The sequence below is a fragment of the Paenibacillus aceris genome, assembly GCF_017874035.1.
Classification (GTDB): Bacteria; Bacillota; Bacilli; order Paenibacillales; family NBRC-103111; genus Paenibacillus_E; species Paenibacillus_E aceris.
In genome coordinates this window covers 264,342-282,116 of the sequence record NZ_JAGGKV010000007.1, presented here as the reverse complement: position 1 = coordinate 282,116, position 17,775 = coordinate 264,342, and the positions used below count along the sequence as shown (strand labels likewise).

The following is a 17,775-nucleotide window of genomic DNA, read 5'->3' as shown; positions in this document are numbered from 1 at the left end:
CCCCTTCCAACCCTACTCAATTACTCAAAATCATAAGCAACAGCCTCGACTTCACTCTCTCCCGCATACGTGCGAAGAAGATCAAGGAAGGGCTTGCCGTAGTTGCGGTATTTGACCTCGCCGACACCTTTGATCCGCAGCATGGCGGATTCCGAGGTCGGGCAGCTCTCGCTCATCTCACGCAGTGTGCTGTCGGAGAAAATAATATACGGCGGCACCTTTTCGCGTGCGGCAATTTCCCGGCGAAGCAGACGAAGCTGCTCGAACAGGGTATTGTCGATAGCAGCGGCTTTGACTTGCTGCTTGCGCACCTTTTGGAACACGGGCAGCTTGCCTTGAAGCACTTCCGCTGCGGGCTGCATAAGCCTCACCACCGGGTACTGGCCTTCGGACAGCTGCAGGTACCCTTCCGAGATTAGCACATTGATCAGATCGGAAATTTCTTTTTCAGGCAAATCCCGCATAATGCCATGCGTCGGCAGTCGATCGAAGCGATATTCGACAATTTTCTTCGCTTTCGAACCTTTGAGGACAGAAGCAACCATCGAAATACCGAAGCGTTCGTTCATGCGACGGATACAGGAGAAAATTTTCTGCGCTTCAACGGTAATGTCAACCGTATCGCGATCGTCTTTGCATGAGGAGCAATTGCCGCAGGTGTCTTTGATATTAGTTTCATCAAAATAATGCAGAATGACATTCCGCAAGCACCGTGGTGAATAGCAGTAATCGATCATCGTCTGCAGCTTCTTATACTCATTCGCTTTGCGCTCTGGCGAGAGCTGGTTCTGTTCAATGAGGAACTTCTGCGTCATAATATCCTGTGCGCTGAACAGCAGAATGCATTCACTCGGCTCCCCGTCTCGCCCTGCGCGACCTGCCTCTTGGTAATACGCTTCCATATTTTTCGGCATATTATAGTGAATGACATACCGCACGTTCGACTTATCGATACCCATCCCGAACGCATTCGTGGCGATCATCACCCGAATATCGTCATAGAGAAACGACTCCTGCATGTAGGAGCGCTCATCGTCGGTTAAACCGGCGTGGTACTTGCCTGCGGCGTAGCCTTTTTTCCGCAAGGATTCATACAGCTCCTCTACATCCTTACGGGTAGCGGCATAGATAATACCAGGTTGGTGCGTATGCTCTTTCACATAATTGTGGATGTAATCCCGTTTGTTCTCTCCGCGAAGAATCGTCAACTCCAAATTATCCCGCGAAAAGCCGTTCACGAAGATGCCCGCTTGATCCAACTCCAGCAGCCTTGCGATATCTGCCGTCACCTCGGCTGTGGCCGTAGCGGTAAAGGCGGCTACGATCGGGCGATTCGGAAGCTCGCGGATGAACGGAGCAATGGCAACATAGCTGGGGCGGAAATCATGCCCCCACTGAGACACGCAGTGTGCCTCGTCAATGGCCACAAAAGGGAGATTCAGCGCCGACATCCGCGCGCGAAACCGCTCTGACTCCAGCCGCTCGGGCGCGATGTACAGCAGCTTATATTTGCCCTGCATAGCACCCTGCATCCGCTGTTCAACTTCTCTGGCTTCCAGTGTACTGTTAATGAACGTCGCCGGGACTCCTAACACACCCAAGGCATCCACTTGGTCCTTCATCAAGGAAATGAGCGGCGAAATGACGAGCGTCACACCCTCCATCAGCATCGCAGGAACCTGATAACAGATCGATTTGCCGCCGCCCGTCGGCATAATGCCAAGCGTATCCTTTCCCTCAAGCAGATGGGTAATGATATTTTTCTGCCCCTCGCGGAATTCCGGGTATCCATATACTTGTTGTAAAACCTTTCTTGCCCCATCCAGCATAGCTTGTATACACCTTTCTTTTATCTCACTTCAAAACACAATCTCGCTTAAACCAAGTAAATGACCGAAACGAGCTTTTCCCCGTCATGTACCTTCAACACGTGATTACCCGGATCATGGCGAACCGAGCCCACGCCGATTTGCATCACAGGACTGCTTCCCAATCCGTAAAAAATATCGTCGGCCAGCGTACGCAGGCATTCTTCCTGTTCGTCCTGCTCCAGCTCCTGCCAATCATCCGCGCTCATTTCCAGCAGCTCATAGAATCCGTCAACCATCTCAATTCCGCGCACGAAATCCGTGACAATGTCCTTATATTCTCTTCCGAATTTTATACCCATTATAAAGTCTCCCTTCGGTAGCTAACCTTCTGTCTTCACTTTATCATATTATAGGTTGGAATGCAGGGTTAACCGATTTTACCCCGGATAAAAAAATACCCTTTGGCATAAACTGTGGAAATGGGCAATTTCGGAAAAAATCTGTTACTATGGAAGAAGGAATGTACCGCTCGGAGGGTAGGAAAGCACACATGCTGAAACTGCAGATTCCCAAAAATCGAATGAACTACCTAATCAAGCAGATCCCGCTGCATTTTGATGCTGCCGTACTGGAGCAGGGCTGGGAGTACTATCATAAAGGCCGCGTGGCGGATATCGATCTGAAGGGCACCAGCATTCAATCGACGGTTGCAGGCAAGAGACTGCACAACACGACGGTGAATTTGGAACATTTTCCGGACAGCTCATGCAGCTGTTCTTTCGATGGCTTTTGCCAGCATATCGGTGCCACGTTCTTCAGCTTGTACGCGCCTTATGGACGGCCGGAGCTGCTGCTGCAACAGTTAAAGCAACAAATATATGCTCGCAAAAAGCCCGTACGAGGCGCTTCCCCGGCACAGGAACGCAAAGAGGCCGCCAAGGCGAACAAACCTGCCGAAGAGGCTTTGCCTGCTGATTGGCATCGTTTTTTCGAAGGAAGATTCCATGGATTTTCGATCTCGCATCAGCATTCCATTGAAACATTTTATGACTCTGCGCTGGAGTCGTTGCCGGGTTTTGCAGCCGATTGGAAAAGCTCGATGCGCGAAATCTACATGCTTCATATCGTGCTTTTCATGATGCGTAAAATCGAACAATTTTACCAAGAGACCAAAAGCTCCTACTTGTCTTATTACCACGAAAACGGGTGCAAAATCGCCGCAAAAAATTGCGAAGATAAGCTCGTTGAACTCGCGCAAGGGATGGATATGAACGCCATCTTCACGGCTGAGCCCAAACACATGCTTGCTACGCTAAAAATGCTCGGTGAATTCGCGCTGCAGGGTAAAGACAGCCCGATTGACTGGCTATTTGTGTACCGGTTCATCTGGTGGAAGCTGTCCGGTCAAACGGGGGCGCAGAAAGAGGAGATTCAACGTCTGGACGCCCTTCTTGCTAAAAAAGATCTTCTAGCTAAGAAGAAGGATGTGCTGATTGCGGCAAGAGCTCATTTTCACATTATCCAGGAGGATACGGACAGCGCCTTCAAGCTGCTCGAGCAGTTGGCTCATCCTCATGCGAAAGACTACTTCCTGTACCTGAATTACTATTACAACGATCAACAGTGGAACAACGTCCTGGTTTGGCTTCGTTGGTTGTTTAAGTCCATTCCGCAGGCTAATCACGATGATTTCCGAACCTTTTGCCAATATTGGCTGGATACGACCAAACATCTGGATTCCGACAGCGAATGGGTACAGGTCATGGAGTCCCTGCTTCCTCGCTCGTATTACTATTACACGGCATATTTGCTGCAGACAAAACGGTATCGCCAATGGGTCGATTTACAGCTTGCAAACCGTATTTCACCACTGAACCTGTACACGTTGGAGCTGAAAGCTATTGAAGAGCACGATGCAGCTCTGCTCCTTCCTCTATATCATCAAGCGGCGGAACGGGCGGTTTTGGAGAAAAACAGAGCATCCTACAAGACCGCTGTCCGTCTTCTGAAGAAGCTCCACGCCATTTACAAACAACTAGGCCAGAACGATCGCTGGGAGCACTATGTGTATCGTTTAGCGGATAAATTCTCACGCTTGCGTGCCTTCCAAGAAGAGCTTAAGAAAGGAAAATGGATTCGATGATCGAAACCAGCGCGCTGACGGTTCATGTAAGCTCCCTCCCCAGCGGTTCCTTGTTCCTTTGGGGATCCCGCGAGAACGGCGGCATTTGGGACGCCCTTGATTTGAAAAATATGCTCTTTGCCTGGCACCGAGCTTCCTTCTACGGCACCTTCATGGAGCCGAGCGAATGGCAAAATCGCGAAGGCATCGAGCTGCAGCCGCTAGAGGCGCTCGATTATTTCAGCGATCCCCAGCCTGTGCAGCATCTGCAGCTTAGCTGGCATCAGGATTGTGCGGATTTCATTCGATTAGCACCTGCGGTTCGTGAGGCATTGGCATCCGGAAGCTTCATGCCGGATTATGAGAAATGGAAAGCGGGCGAGATCGGTTGGAAGCTGCAGCTTCCAACCGACTTGCAGTCTCTGGAATCGCCAGCCGTCTCCCGCTGGATTCATGCGCTCATCCCCGAATGGGTGGACGCGGACGGCATCATGAAAGACAATCTGCGCAAGCTTGAGTCCGCGTACCCGCTCATGCGCCGCGGTGAACTCGCAGCCGATCTCTGGCTCGACGAAGAGGATTGGCTCGTCGCCATTGGCTGGCGCCAGGACCGGTCGCCGATGCGCACGTGCCTGCAGCTCGCAGAGCCGGACCTGGCGCACGGCGCAGGCTGGAAGCTGCGCATCCTGCTGCAGGACCGGCTTGCGCCGGACGTGCTGCGCACGGTGACGCCCACCGGCGAGCCGGTGGCGGGCGAACTGCCGCTGCCGGAGGCGTGGCAGCCGGAGCTGAGCCGCGTCGAACGTGACGCGGCCAAATGGGTGCGCATCCTGCCCTGGCTGGATGCGGGCGAAGGCGCTCTCCGTCAGACGCTGACGGAGGAGGAGGCTTGGCGCTTCCTCGCAGAGGGAAGCGTGCGGCTCGTGGAGGCCGGGACAAGTGTGTTCCTCCCGGCCTGGTGGGATCGCATCCGCAAGATGAAGCCGAAGCTGCGCGCGAAGATCAAGTCTTCCGTCGGTTCGGGACGGGAGACGATGTTCGGGCTGACCCAGCTGATGCAGTTCGACTGGAAGCTGGCTGTGGGCGATTTGGAGCTGACGGAAGAGGAATTCCGTCTGCTGCTGGAGGAGAAGCGCAAGCTGATCCAAATTCGCGGCAACTGGATACAGCTCGATCCGAAATTCATGGCGCAAGTCGAGCAAATCATGAAACAGGTGCAGAAGAAGCAAGGCCTCTCCTTCCGCGATGTGCTGGAGCTCCATTTCGCCGGCGATGCAGCGGGACTGCTTCCTGAAGAGGATGACCCCGATGCGATGCGCTACATCGAGATGGAAGTCGAGCTGAATGAACAGCTGCGTCACATGGTCGATCAGCTGACACAGACGGCTGCGATTCCTACGGTGGAGCCGCCGCCAAGCTTTCAAGGCTCGCTGCGCCACTATCAGGTCGACGGCATCTCATGGCTGTTGTTCCTGCGGCGCTTCGGCCTCGGCGGCTGTTTAGCCGATGACATGGGGCTCGGCAAAACGATCCAATGGATTACCTATTTACTCACCGTCAAAGAGACCGAGCAGCCTGACGCGCCTTCGCTGCTCATCTGTCCAACCTCTGTCCTCGGTAACTGGCAGATGGAGCTGAAGCGTTTCGCCCCTTCGCTGAAAGTGCATTTGCACTATGGACCTCAGCGTTTAAAAGGTGCTGCCTTTACGGAAGCGGTTGGCAAAGTTGATTTAATACTGACCTCTTATACGCTTTCCCATCTGGATGAAGCGGAACTTGGCGGTATTGCCTGGAACTCCATTTGTCTGGACGAAGCGCAAAATATAAAAAATGCCTATACGAAGCAAGCCTCGGCCATCCGCCGTCTGAACGGGTACCATCGCATTGCGTTAACGGGTACACCAATCGAGAATCGGCTCACGGAGCTGTGGTCGATCTTCGATTTCGCGAATCCGGGTTATCTCGGCACGGTGCGCGAATTTACGCATCGCTACGTGAATGCGATCGAGAAAACGCGCGACACCGAGATCATCGGCAAGGTTCAGAGGCTGATCCGCCCGTTCCTGCTGCGCCGCGAGAAGAAAGATCCTGCAATTCAGCTGGATCTGCCGGAAAAGAACGAGTCCAAAACGTTCATTTCGCTGACCGCCGAGCAGGGCTCGTTATACGAAAATTATATCCAGGACATGTTCGACCGGCTGGATACACTCTCCGCGATGGAGCGGCGCGGACTCATCCTTGCTGCGCTGACGAAGCTCAAACAGGTGTGCAACCACCCTGCTTTGCTGCTTAAGGAAGGGCTGTCCGCACCGTGGAGCGGACGTTCGAACAAGCTCGAGCGCCTGCTGGAGATGGTGCAGGAGCTGCGCCAGGAAGGCGACAAATGCTTGATCTTCACGCAATTTGTCGAGACCGGCAACCTGCTTCAGCATGTGCTGCAGCAGGAGCTGGGCGAGACCGTGCTGTTCCTGCATGGCGGAACAACCAAAACCGGGCGCGATGACATGATCGCGCACTTCCAGGACACTGATGACCGGCCGGCGGAGGAGCAGCGCAATGTGTTCATTCTTTCGCTGAAGGCCGGGGGCATCGGGCTGAATCTGACGGCGGCGAATCATGTGTTCCACTATGATCGCTGGTGGAATCCCGCCGTCGAGAACCAAGCGACGGACCGTGCCTTCCGTATTGGGCAGACACGCCATGTGCAGGTGCACAAGTTCGTCACGCTCGGCACGCTGGAAGAGCGCATCGACGAGATGATCGAGCGCAAGCTCGGCCTGAGCCAGCAGATCGTCGGCTCCGGCGAGAACTGGATCACCGAGCTGTCGACCGACGAGCTGCGGGACTTGTTCTCGCTGCGGCGCGAGTGGGTGGAGGCGTAGTAGGCCGTGCTGGACTCGATGGATGCTGAGGTCTCAGTGGATGCGGTAGTCTTGGTGGACGCTGTGGTCTCGGCGGATGCGGTGGATGCGACAGACTTGGTGGACACTGTAGATGCAGGCAACTGTCATAGTAGCGGCGGACGCATTGTTCCACTAGCGGAATTTGCTTGAACCGTGTTGAATCGTCCTTGATCCGTGTTTGAACCGTGTGCGAGTCCACGCAGGCCCTTGTGTTTACAAGGAGGTGCGACCTCGTTCTCTAAACGGAGCATTGGTTTGAGGCAACTTTATAAAAGGGAACTGCAGGCCGCTATTTAGGCGAAAAACGGAGCTTTCACATTTTTAGTGGAACTACAGGGCCCTATTTCAGCGAAATGAGCCCGTTTCTAACCAAAACGGCAAAATAGAGGAACATAGTTCCCTCACGTTGGATCAAATGGCTATTTTCGGTAAAATAGCGCCCTGTCGTTCCCTTAACTGTGAGGGAGCAGGTCACGCATTTATGAGTCACTTGTATCTCCCCATCACGTGTCAAAAAAAAGACCGTCTAGGCTAAATATGCCTGACGGTCTTTCTCTATGTTGTACAAAGTGCAACGCTGTGGGTTAAAATTCGCTATTTTCGAGCTATTTATGTTAATTTAATTGTACTTTGTACAATGAACAGGGGGATAACAAGACGTAAATCGCCTTTAAGTTGTATTTTATACAACGAAACCAACGGTTAAGGCGGTACTTCTGTTGCGCTTCTGGTGTACTTCTGCTGTGCTTCTGCAATACCTCATCTGTATTTCTGCTATATTCCTGCTGTATTCCCGCTGCACCTCAGCTCCCCCTGCTACGCCTCATCTGTACTTCTGCTGTACTTCTGCTACACCTCATCTATATCTCTGCTATATTCCTGCTGTATTCCCGCTGCACCTCATCTTCCCCCTGCCACACACCTGCTACACATCTCCCACACCTGATAAGCACCTATACCTCGTTACAGAATGTGCCTCCTCCCTCCCCTATATCATCAAATCCAAAAACAAATAATACCCAACACCCCACGCACAGGAGTAGGTCTGAATCTGATGCGAGGTATCCAAATCTGTGTATACTTGCGATAAGATTCCTTGCTTTTGCAGGTTCATCATGAGAATGTTGGAGATGAAATACGGACGCCACGTCCAGTTTGCTCCGCGATAGCTCTCATCTTTGGTCCAGGCATCGTCTTTCCGGATATAGTTGGAAGAAATTTGATAGCCGTCTTCTCTGCATATGTAGATCCGTATACAATTGTCAGTCATGGTATGGATCGAATGTTCAATAAGCTGGTCCGCGTCTTCCGCCGTTAAAATCCGAATAACCGACTGGGTGAGCGCATCCAGGTTTTGATGAATGACCGACAGGTGGGTGTTCCGCTGAAATTCTCCTTGACTGAAGAGACTCATTTCTTCCTTTAGCAATGGCTTGAAAGCATCCTTGTGCTGCAGGTACGGCTCCGCTTTCGAAAAGAGATAACCTTGCACATACCTGGCACCGACTTGCAGCGCACTGTGCAGCTCCTGCTTGGTTTCGACTCCCTCCACGAGCAGAGAGGCGCCCATTTGAGCCGCCAGGACGGAGAAGGATTGCATCAATGCTTTATAGCCTGCGTGAATGGCGCTTTTTTTCAGTATATTTAGATCGATTTTCAATATTTTCGGCTGTAAGCTGGCGATACGATCAAAATTGCTAAATCCGCTGCCCACATCATCTATCGCGATCGTACATCCGAATTCTCGATACAGTTCCACAATCTGAGTAAGCTCATGAAGCTTTCCTGTGAACTCTTCTTCTGTAATTTCAATCACGATATGTGCCGGATTTATATGATATTTCCGTAATAGCTCAATCGTTGGGAGCACACCTGTGCGCTTATAGGTCCGATAGATCCATGACGGTTTTAAGTTAATAAATAATGAACTTGCGTCGTTCGTGGAAGCAAGCTGTTCAATGGCCCGCTCCCTTAGGTGTCGATCGATAAGAAGCTGCACATCTTCCGGGATATCAGGATTTTTGAAAAAAGGACCCAAGCTTTCGACGTTTCCCTCCCGAATTCTCCTGCCCAACGTCTCGTAGCCGATAATTTCCTGCGTCTGAAGAGATAGTATGGGCTGGAAGAATGGACGTACTTCATGTCTCAGCGGAATCCTGCTATCTTTAGCCTGCACGGTGTGCGCCCTCCTCATGTGAAACCTCCATGTTCTTAAACATGACATAGTTCTAGTAATGAATAGTATTGTAAACGACATTGTCGCTTCATGCAATGTATTGATGGAAGAAAACATGACACGACCGATTATTAAAGGGATTTTGTTGAGCCTTGTCGAATTTTAATTGCATCCAATTGATTTATTTATTCTATGTAGAATACAGGTGACCAAGTGGCTATGAAAACATTCACGAGATCGCGAATTTCCATGCTATACGTTATTTTAATCGTGGTTTTACTTGCATTTGTCAGTATATCGAACTACATCGCTTCCCGGAACATGGAAAGTGAGGGAGATGCGATCGTGAATGATTCCATTCCGATCTCCAAAACGACGAACAGCCTGCTGACCGACCTGATCAACCAGGAAACCAGCATCCGCGGTTTTGAGTTAACTGGCAATGAGCAATATTTGGAGCCTTATGCGACAGGCAAAAAACAGCTGGAGGATGATCTCGATACCATCCGTATTTACGACAAAAAATATCCAACCCTGCAGCTCATTATGGATACGCAAGCCATACCTGCCATCACCAACCTGCAGCGGTTTTTTGACAGCCAGTTGGAACTGATTCGTGCGGGTAAATCGGATGAAGCCAAAGCCAGGATTGCAGCAGGCAAAACGATGATGGATCGTTACCGGGTCATTCATACGAGTATCGAGAAGACCATTGTACAGATCACAGAAGATGCCTACCAAGCTTCTCTCAAAGCCGGAAAAACCTCACGTACCATTACTATGGTTGGAGGCATTATTGCTTTAATTGCAGGTGCGATGTCCCTCTTCATCTCCTTCCGGGCTATTCACGCCGAAGAAGAGCTTCGTAAAAGCGAGGAAAACTATCGCTACATGGCAGAAAGTTTAGAAACACAGAATGAAGAGATTATTGCGCAGCAGGAAGAACAGCAGGTCACTTTAGCGAAGCTGTCCGAAAGGGAACGGGATCTTGAGCTGATTTCTTCCTACCAAGAGAAGCTTACGGGCTATGTGGAGCTCAAGGATTTCTTGAAGCATACACTGCCTGCACTGCTGAATTCTCTGCTGCAGGACGCAGCCCTTGTCGTTATGAAACGGGAGTCTGGCGGCGGCGCTTCTTCCTATGAAGTCATCCATTCGATCGGGTATCCGAAGGAGCACATTCAGGTACATCAGAAGGAGCTTTTTGGGCCGGCGAGGCGTGTTTTCGAGGAAGGAACGAACCTGATTCACACACGGGATGTTTCCGGACATGAGAAAGGTGTACATGGCGGGATGAGCCACGCCGTCGATCATTATGTTCCGCTGCTCGACGATAAACAGGCAGTCATCGGCTTTCTGCTTCTTACCAGTTACCAGAGCTCGGTGTTCCAAGAAAACAACCAACGCTTGACCAAAGGCCTGGTACGTCAGTTCGGCCTGGCATTCTTCGCTCAGGTGATGAATGACGAGAGAGTAAAGCAGGCCGCTCATTTAGCGGAATTGAACGATCAACTCATTACTGAAAAACAGTTAATCGAAGGTCAGCGCGACCTGATTCAAAATATTTTGGAATCTGCGCACGAAGGCATGATGATGTGTGACTCCGAGGGCACCATCCTTTTCTCGAATCAACGGATGAGCCGTTATTTTGGTCTTAATGCGCGTATCGGCGAGAATTTAGTGGCTAGCTGCCACGCCATCGCGGTTGAGACGCCGGGCTTCTTTGGTGCAGCTTCATCCATTGAAGCGCTGATTAACGGCACTCATACGCATCTCACTCAGCGTTTTGGCTTTGTGCTTGACGATCAGCCCCAGCACGTGGAGCTTTATGCGACCGTCGTCAGTGAGGATACGGAGCAGCAGGGGTACCTCTTCGTTTTCCGTGACCGGACGGAAGAAGAACGTGTGGATGAAATGAAAAATGAGTTCATTTCCATTGTCTCTCACGAGCTGCGGACTCCCCTGGCCAGCGTGCTCGGCTTTATTGAGATTCTGCTGCATCGCGAGCTTCCGCAAGACAAGCAGAAAAAGTACATGGAAACGATTTATAAAGAAGCTCATCGTCTTTCGAATTTAATTAACGATTTCCTTGACTTACAGCGGATGGAATCCGGTCGACAGTTATACCACTTCTCCCCGATCAATTTGCTGCCTACTGTGCAGGATATCGTTGATCAATGGCAGGACAAGCAAAACCACAACATTGTTATCCATCAGCAGGAGGCGGAACTATGGGTGCGGGCGGATGCCGACCGAATCCGGCAAGTGTTCCATAACCTGATCAGCAATGCGATTAAATACTCTCCGGGTGCAGATCGCATCGACATTTATTTATCCGCAGTTAACGGTAAAATTGTTGCAGCCGTGCAGGATTACGGACTCGGTATTCCCGAGGATGCCCATGATCAAATGTTCTCCAAGTTCTTCCGTGTCGATAACTCCGACCGCCGCCAAATTGGGGGAACCGGCTTAGGCTTAGCCATTGTGAAAGAGATCGTCGAAGGGCATGACGGACAGATCTCCTACGAATCTACAATGGGCGAGGGCACCACCTTCCGGATTGAACTCGATCAGTATAAGCTTTCTTCGATGGACGGAAAAATTGTAATTTTCGAAGATGATGACGATCTCGCCAAACTGATCCAAATTGCGCTGAATAAACTGGATCTCCCTTCCATTCAATTGCGCTCTGCCGAAGAGGGGATTATCGCTTTGAATCGCTGCAAAGGGGAGCCGATTCTGTTCATCGTAGATATTCATCTCGAAGGCGTTAAGAACGGATGGGATTTCATTTCCGATTTATCCAGGCATCCGATGTACTATCAGACTCCAGTGATTGTGTCGACCGCACTCGATCAGCCGCATGATTTCCATGAGAAAGAAATCCAGAAATATCTCAAAAAGCCTTTCACCATGGAGCGCCTCGTCCAAGTAGCCAAGAATCTGCTTGATAACAAGAAGAGCAATGCGTATGTTTTTCCGGCGCAGGACAAGGATTCCCTCTCGAATACTTTACAGCGCAACGGAATCGATGTGCTTGAGATGAAAGAAAATTTGGATATGATCGAGGTCGAAATTAAGAAGCCGAAATCTGAAGCCTAGCACGGCCTCATCTCTCCTTCACCCATTTGGGAAGGGGGAGATTTTTTTATTGTAAACCGACAGGGATTTCTCTGCCCTTCAGCCAATATACTAGAGAAAAAGTAATTCATAACTTCGAAAGGGTGACCCAAGTGGCAAAGCTTGAACCCGCTTCTAACCCGCTACACACTCGCAGTGCATGGACACTGTTCTTCTCACTGCCTATATTCGCTTGGGCTATGTACGATTTCGCGAACACGATTTTTTCCTCCAATATCGTGACGGTTTTCTATCCTTTTTACTTAAAAGAAACCTTAGGAAAAAGCGAGGAACTCAATCAGATTGCCAGCACTTTCATCACATATTCCAACGCTTTGTCCAGCTTCTTTCTCGTGCTGCTTTCCCCCTTATTCGGGGTGTGGATCGACCGGACGGGCAAAAAGAAGGCCTACCTCGTCCCTTTCACCTTAATTGCCATACTGGCAACGCTGCTCATGGGCGCCTCCGCTCTTTGGCAGACCGATCAGCAGTGGGCAGGACTCAACGCATCGATTGTGGGTGTCATTTTCTTCTTCATGATTGCCAAATTCTTTTATAATTCCAGCTTGATTTTCTACGATTCCATGATTTCGGATCTGGGCAGCGAGCGTGAAATTCCCATTATTTCCGGAGTTGGCGTAGCGGTTGGTTATGTCGGCACACTAGTCGGGCTCGTCGTTTTCCCTTTAATTAACGGCAATCATTTTGAAAATACGTTTATTCCCAGCGCGCTTATGTTCTTACTTTTCTCCCTGCCGATCATGTTCCTCTACAAGGAAAAATCGCAGAAGCCGATTAGCGAGAAAAAATCACTTCTCAGCGGTTACCGCGAGATCTGGGCTACATTCAAGGAAGCACGCAAGTATCGTGCCGCTTTCCTGTTCATGATCGCTTATTTCTTCTTTAACGATGCCATCGCCACAGCGATTGCCGTTATGGCGATTTATGCGAATACGGTGATGGGCTTTACAACCGGTCAGTTCATTCTGCTCTACCTGGTCTCGACCGTATCGAGCATCGTCGGCTCCTTCCTCTTCGGCTATGTCACCCGCAATGTAGGACCTAAGAGAGCCGTGACGATCGTTGCCTTCGTTCTGATCATCGCAATTGCGATTGCAGCCTTAGCAACTAGCCAAAGCCTGTTCTGGGCTGCCGGAAGCCTATACGGCGTATCCATGGGCGCCATGTGGGTAACGTCCCGTACACTCATCGTGCAATTGACGCCCGAGGAGAAACGCGGCCAGTTTTTCGGCTTATTCGCCTTCTCCGGCAAAGTATCCTCGATTGTTGGGCCTGCGCTGTACGGATCGATCACCTGGGCACTCGCTTCCACTGGTAATCTCGCCAGCCGCGTCGCACTTGGTTCTTTACTGCTGCTGGTCGTGATCGGTCTCATTGTGCATATGCGGGTGCCGCAGAAATTGCATTCTTCCACTTAGTTCGTGTACAATAGCTTTTAATCATAAGCGAAAGGTGTGAGGAATATGAAGGGTCCTGTCATCAAGAAGAAACAGCGCCGTTTCTTATTTCTCATTTCTATTAAACACTAAAGCGTTCGCTGCTTTAGTGTTTTTTTTCGCACCGAAGCTGTCCCTCCTTAGCGGGCAGCGTTGATGCAGCAGGAATACAAATTATCTCACAGGGGAGGAGAGATCGATATGCGGTATAAACGGGTCCTCATTAAGCTAAGCGGAGGTGCAGTAGCAGGCGAAAGCGAATTCGGCTTCGATCCACAACAACTGGATCATATCGCCAATGAGATTATGACCGTCGTTCAGTTAGGGGTTGAAGTGTGCCTTGTCATTGGCGGAGGCAATATATTCCGCGGCAATATGGGCGAGAGCTGGGGGATCGAGAAAGCGGAGGCTGACAATATCGGCACACTGGCTACCGTCATCAACAGCTTGATGCTGCGCGGGGTGCTGAAAGCGAAGACTGACGCGGAAGTGCGTGTCATGACGGCGATACCGATCGCTTCTGTGGCGGAGCCTTTTATCCGGCTTAGAGCCATTCATCATTTGGAAAAAGGGTACATCGTTATTTTCGCAGGCGGCAATGGTCAACCCTTCGTCACCACCGACTATCCATCGGTCCAAAGAGCCATTGAAGTGAACTGTGAAGCGATCTTCGTTGCTAAGCAGGGGGTTGACGGTGTTTTCGATAAAGATCCTAAGCATCATAAAGAGGCGCTCCAATACAAATCTCTCCACTACAACGACGTTATCCACCATAATCTGAAGGTCATGGATCAGTCCGCCTTCATTCTAGCGCGGGATTATCATATTCCCATCCATGTGTTCAATTTCGACAAACCCGGCTCCATGAAAGAAATTTGTGCAGGGCAAAATACAGGCACGATCATCAGCGCCTCCTCCGAGCTCATCTATCAGCAAGGTTAACGACACATTAAAAAAGGATAGAGATCAGTTTACAACTGTCGCTCTATCCTTTTTTTGCTTATTCGTTTATCCCCAGCATCAACACGTAATAATCATTCGCATTCTTCGTTCTAAAGCCGCATGATTCATATAAACCCAATGCTTTCTCATTCTCGACCGCAACCTCAAGCTTGATCAAGCCCGCCTGATGACGCTGCTTAAGCTCGGTAATAGTCTGGCTCAAAATATGACGCCCATACCCTTTGCCACGATACGCCGGCAGGACGCAAAAGCCGTAGATGAATCCGCTGGCATCCTCCCCGATCATGGCTCCGATCTTACCAATCGGCTCTTTCTTCTCACCTAGCCCGAGCTCTGCGATCCAGGTCCTTTCTTTGTCCCCGGCAATCGTCTGACTGACGTATTCTCTCGTATCTTCCTCCGCCATGTTGAAGCCAGACATGTTAAGTTGAACGAGCAGCTCCGTATCCTGCACATCGGCGGAACGAAGCGTGAGCAGTTGTTCGCCATTATGCGGAGCTACTGCCGCATCCTCTTGCAGCTCCATCACATATTCGGAGAAACTATAGCCCGCGCCAATCTTCAACAGAAACGCTTTGCCTCTCGCCGATCCCCGTTCATTGATGAAAATCGCCTTCGGCACCTCTCTACGTCTGCACGCTTCCAGCGCCGTCTGCACCAATTGGCCAAAAATACCTTGATTCCGCGCCTCTGGATGCACCATTCCGCTAATTTCCACTTCCGTAGACAGAAAACTATATATTGCCAAAAAACCGACAATCCGGTCATCCCGGTAAAATAAAAAGTCATTCGTCACTCCTGGCGGACGGTCGGATAATGTGCTCCAGTTCAGTTTTATCTCAATATGGTCATGGCTGTTGCAAGCCTCCCACAATTCCCTAACTTCCTCCAGCTCCTGCGCTGACAGTCCTGCCCGTGGAATAATGCCTTGTTTCACTAGGTTGTCCTCCATACGACTTAATTTCTTGCCTACTGTCATTATACATGTCTGGTCTGCGGCGTGGTAAGCTAATAAATAATTTTACATAAAGTTTCGTGTGCAGTGAACGATCGGCCTCCGTTATTCGTACTATCTATGAATTCAGGCAGAGAGGGTGACCCTTGACTTGGAAGAGCATGAAAGGCTAAAACGGGCTGCACAGGGAGATCGCACCGCTCTGTCTCTGCTGCTGCAGCAGCACTATGATTTTGTATACAAGTATTTGTTGAAAATAACGCTGAACCCGTCCTTGGCGGAGGATCTTACGCAAGATACGATGATTCGATGTATCGAGAAAATTAACCTCTACAACGGAAAATCCAAGTTTTCCTCTTGGCTCATCACGATGGCTACTCGATTGATGATCGATCAGGGAAGGCGGCGCAAACGTCATAAGCTGTGGCAGGAGCAGCAGCAGGCGCTCCGTCAGATGCAATGGCAGGCCGAGAATCAGAACGAGGTTTGGCCTGATGTGTTGAACGCCTTGGCTGAACTGCCGGAGGAGAGCCGGATTCCGGTCATTCTCAAGCATTACTACGGCTACACATATGAAGAAGTAGGCCAAATTCTTTCCATCGCGGAAGGGACCGCCAAATCAAGAGTGCATCATGCCTTGAAACAATTACGGAAGGAGCTGGTGTAGATGGACGGTAGGAAGGACGACTTACAGAACGCCAATCGTACAAAGCCGCAGATGAAGAACTCTGAAGAGGAGAACGATGCAAACCGCGACGACGCTGCCGTTCAAAGGCTGCAGCAGGGGCTTGACGCATTAGAAGACTTATTTCCTGCAACTCGTCCTAGTGCAGCTTGGTTTGATCAACAAATCGCCGCTGCGCGGATTAAGCATCGTACGCGGTTGTTCGGTGATCTGTTTAAATTGTGGTGCGCTGGGCTGCTGCTTCTCTCTCTTCTCTATATGACCGCGGCTGCACAGCCCTTTGTCTTTATGACCTTCCAAGCTTTGGCGATCATTGCGCCTCTGACTTGGCTATTCCTTCGAAAGCAGGTGGATTCACATGAATCATGAGAACTGGGACGCGCTACCCCTATGGGCTTGGATTGGCATAGCCCTTGTTATGCTCACACAGAGCACATGGCTGTTCATTGACGCGCGCAGACGCAGTGCCCGTTACCCTTGGTTCTGGGGTATCTGGGGCATTATTCAAGCACCGCTGCCGTTCATTGTGTACTTGTTTGCGGTTCGTAAAATTCACCGCAGCTTCACGCATAAGGGAAGATGAATTTGCAGCAGATTGCAGTTGGCGACTGCAGCCGGTATAACACCCACAATTGACGCCATTTCACTTAATTAGACAAGAAGAGCCCGCCCCCTCAGGAGCCGGCTCTTCTTTGATGTTACAGCGCCTGCCGGGCATACTCATCCGGCGTTTGGCCGATAATGGATTTGAAATCCTTAATAAAATGCGACTGGTCGTGATAGCCGAGATCCATCGACAGCTTGGACCAGTTCGGCCTCTCACTCGTATCGGTCGTCTCCGCCGCATTCTGAATGCGCGCCAGCTTGATGACCCACTTGGGGCTAACGCCGACGTAGAGGTCGAATAATCGCTGCAGCGTTCTTTTGTTCACACCGAAATAGTCGCAAAGGGTGTCTACTTTGGTGACGTCAGGCTGCTCGTTGATATAATCGATGATTTCATTGATAAAAGTTACCTGCGCATCCGGCTCCGGCAGCTTGGGCCGGATCACCTGCTCGACGAGTTCTACCATTTGCTGCTCATCTTCTTGCGCAAGTACATCGCTCTCCAGCGCAAGCGGATCGGCATCAAACACGTTCTGAACGCTCAGCGGGCTGAGCTGCATGCCGGAGACTGGCTGCTTCACGAACGGATAAAAGCCGCCGGGCTTAAATTTCACGCCAAATACGCACCCTTGCCCATGCAGGTAATGCCCGTATTTTTCTTTGCCAGGACCGTAAATAGCCGTGCGCCCCGGTTCAACAACCAGATTAACGCAAGGGTTCGGGATCACATGCTGCACGTAAGGTTCTTGCCCTCTTAAGTCCCACCGCACGATCCAGAAATGGCGAATGAAAAAAGCCAAATCCTCGGAGGGTGCTACTCTGGAAAGCTGAAATTTCCGCGTCACTTGCTGGAGATTCATGATCCCTAGACTGGGTTTAATGAGGTCAGACATGATGCCGATCACTCCTTGTCGCGTTTTTACAATACCCGGAACGTACAAACCTATATCATGAGCTTAACACATAGTGAGGGAGTG

The 17,775-nt window shown here is 50.5% G+C and carries 14 protein-coding genes; 9 read left to right on the top strand and 5 right to left on the bottom strand.

What is annotated here, in order from left to right:
- Window positions 1-20: 20 nt before the first annotated feature.
- Complete coding sequence (gene recQ, locus J2Z65_RS15880) at window positions 21-1,829, bottom strand: DNA helicase RecQ (protein ID WP_167054546.1); 1,809 nt, start codon at window positions 1,827-1,829, stop codon at window positions 21-23.
- A 47-nt stretch (window positions 1,830-1,876) separates the two neighbouring features.
- Window positions 1,877-2,170, bottom strand: a complete 294-nt coding sequence (locus tag J2Z65_RS15875; RefSeq protein WP_167054547.1) for a hypothetical protein — start codon at window positions 2,168-2,170, stop codon at window positions 1,877-1,879.
- Window positions 2,171-2,361: 191 nt separating this feature from the next.
- On the opposite strand from J2Z65_RS15875, the gene J2Z65_RS15870 reads away from it, so the two are divergent.
- From J2Z65_RS15870 to J2Z65_RS15860, 3 genes are read left to right on the top strand one after another with little or no spacing between them, the layout of a single operon-like run.
- Window positions 2,362-3,954 (top strand): SWIM zinc finger family protein, encoded by a 1,593-nt coding sequence (locus tag J2Z65_RS15870; RefSeq protein WP_167054549.1) that lies wholly within the window; start codon window positions 2,362-2,364, stop codon window positions 3,952-3,954.
- Window positions 3,942-6,815, top strand: coding sequence for a DEAD/DEAH box helicase (locus J2Z65_RS15865; protein ID WP_193580822.1), 2,874 nt, complete (start codon window positions 3,942-3,944; stop codon window positions 6,813-6,815). Before J2Z65_RS15870 ends, J2Z65_RS15865 begins: the two co-directional genes overlap by 13 nt.
- A gap of 6 nt (window positions 6,816-6,821) precedes the next feature.
- Window positions 6,822-6,986 carry a hypothetical protein gene (locus J2Z65_RS15860; protein WP_167054553.1) on the top strand — a complete coding sequence of 55 codons (165 nt, stop codon included), beginning with the start codon at window positions 6,822-6,824 and terminating at the stop codon, window positions 6,984-6,986.
- Window positions 6,987-7,824: 838 nt separating this feature from the next.
- Here J2Z65_RS15860 and J2Z65_RS15855 read toward each other — a convergent pair.
- A complete protein-coding gene (locus J2Z65_RS15855) occupies window positions 7,825-9,012 on the bottom strand; it encodes an EAL domain-containing protein (protein WP_167054554.1) in 1,188 nt (395 codons plus the stop codon).
- A gap of 219 nt (window positions 9,013-9,231) precedes the next feature.
- Here J2Z65_RS15855 and J2Z65_RS15850 point away from each other — a divergent pair, with 219 nt between their 5' ends.
- The 3 genes from J2Z65_RS15850 (at window position 9,232) to pyrH (ending at window position 14,531) form a co-directional block, all read left to right on the top strand.
- Complete coding sequence (locus J2Z65_RS15850; protein WP_167054556.1) at window positions 9,232-12,114, top strand: ATP-binding protein; 2,883 nt, start codon at window positions 9,232-9,234, stop codon at window positions 12,112-12,114.
- A 131-nt stretch (window positions 12,115-12,245) separates the two neighbouring features.
- On the top strand, window positions 12,246-13,571 hold the full coding sequence (locus J2Z65_RS15845) for an MFS transporter (RefSeq protein WP_338111597.1): 1,326 nt from the start codon (window positions 12,246-12,248) through the stop codon (window positions 13,569-13,571).
- 219 nt (window positions 13,572-13,790) lie between these two features.
- The gene (pyrH, locus tag J2Z65_RS15840) at window positions 13,791-14,531 is read left to right on the top strand and encodes a UMP kinase (protein ID WP_167054558.1); all 741 of its coding nucleotides are present in this window, start codon (window positions 13,791-13,793) and stop codon (window positions 14,529-14,531) included.
- A gap of 58 nt (window positions 14,532-14,589) precedes the next feature.
- Here pyrH and J2Z65_RS15835 read toward each other — a convergent pair whose 3' ends face one another.
- Window positions 14,590-15,489, bottom strand: coding sequence for a GNAT family N-acetyltransferase (locus tag J2Z65_RS15835; protein ID WP_338111598.1), 900 nt, complete (start codon window positions 15,487-15,489; stop codon window positions 14,590-14,592).
- Between the two features lie 169 nt (window positions 15,490-15,658).
- Between J2Z65_RS15835 and sigY the strand changes: the two genes are divergently transcribed.
- Genes sigY through J2Z65_RS15820 form a run of 3 tightly spaced genes read left to right on the top strand, consistent with a single transcriptional unit; the run spans window position 15,659 to window position 16,775 of the window.
- Window positions 15,659-16,174: an RNA polymerase sigma factor SigY gene (gene sigY / locus J2Z65_RS15830; RefSeq protein ID WP_167054562.1), complete on the top strand. Its 516-nt coding sequence runs from the start codon at window positions 15,659-15,661 to the stop codon at window positions 16,172-16,174.
- Window positions 16,175-16,561: a DUF5345 family protein gene (locus tag J2Z65_RS15825; RefSeq protein ID WP_167054564.1), complete on the top strand. Its 387-nt coding sequence runs from the start codon at window positions 16,175-16,177 to the stop codon at window positions 16,559-16,561. It begins immediately after the preceding gene.
- Entirely contained in the window at window positions 16,551-16,775 is a 225-nt protein-coding gene (locus tag J2Z65_RS15820) for a sigmaY antisigma factor component (protein ID WP_167054566.1), read from the top strand. Before J2Z65_RS15825 ends, J2Z65_RS15820 begins: the two co-directional genes overlap by 11 nt.
- A 115-nt stretch (window positions 16,776-16,890) precedes the next feature.
- Here the strand turns inward: J2Z65_RS15820 and J2Z65_RS15815 are convergent, their stop codons facing one another.
- Window positions 16,891-17,691 (bottom strand): helix-turn-helix domain-containing protein, encoded by an 801-nt coding sequence (locus J2Z65_RS15815; RefSeq protein ID WP_193580823.1) that lies wholly within the window; start codon window positions 17,689-17,691, stop codon window positions 16,891-16,893.
- Between the last annotated feature and the right edge of the window lie 84 nt (window positions 17,692-17,775).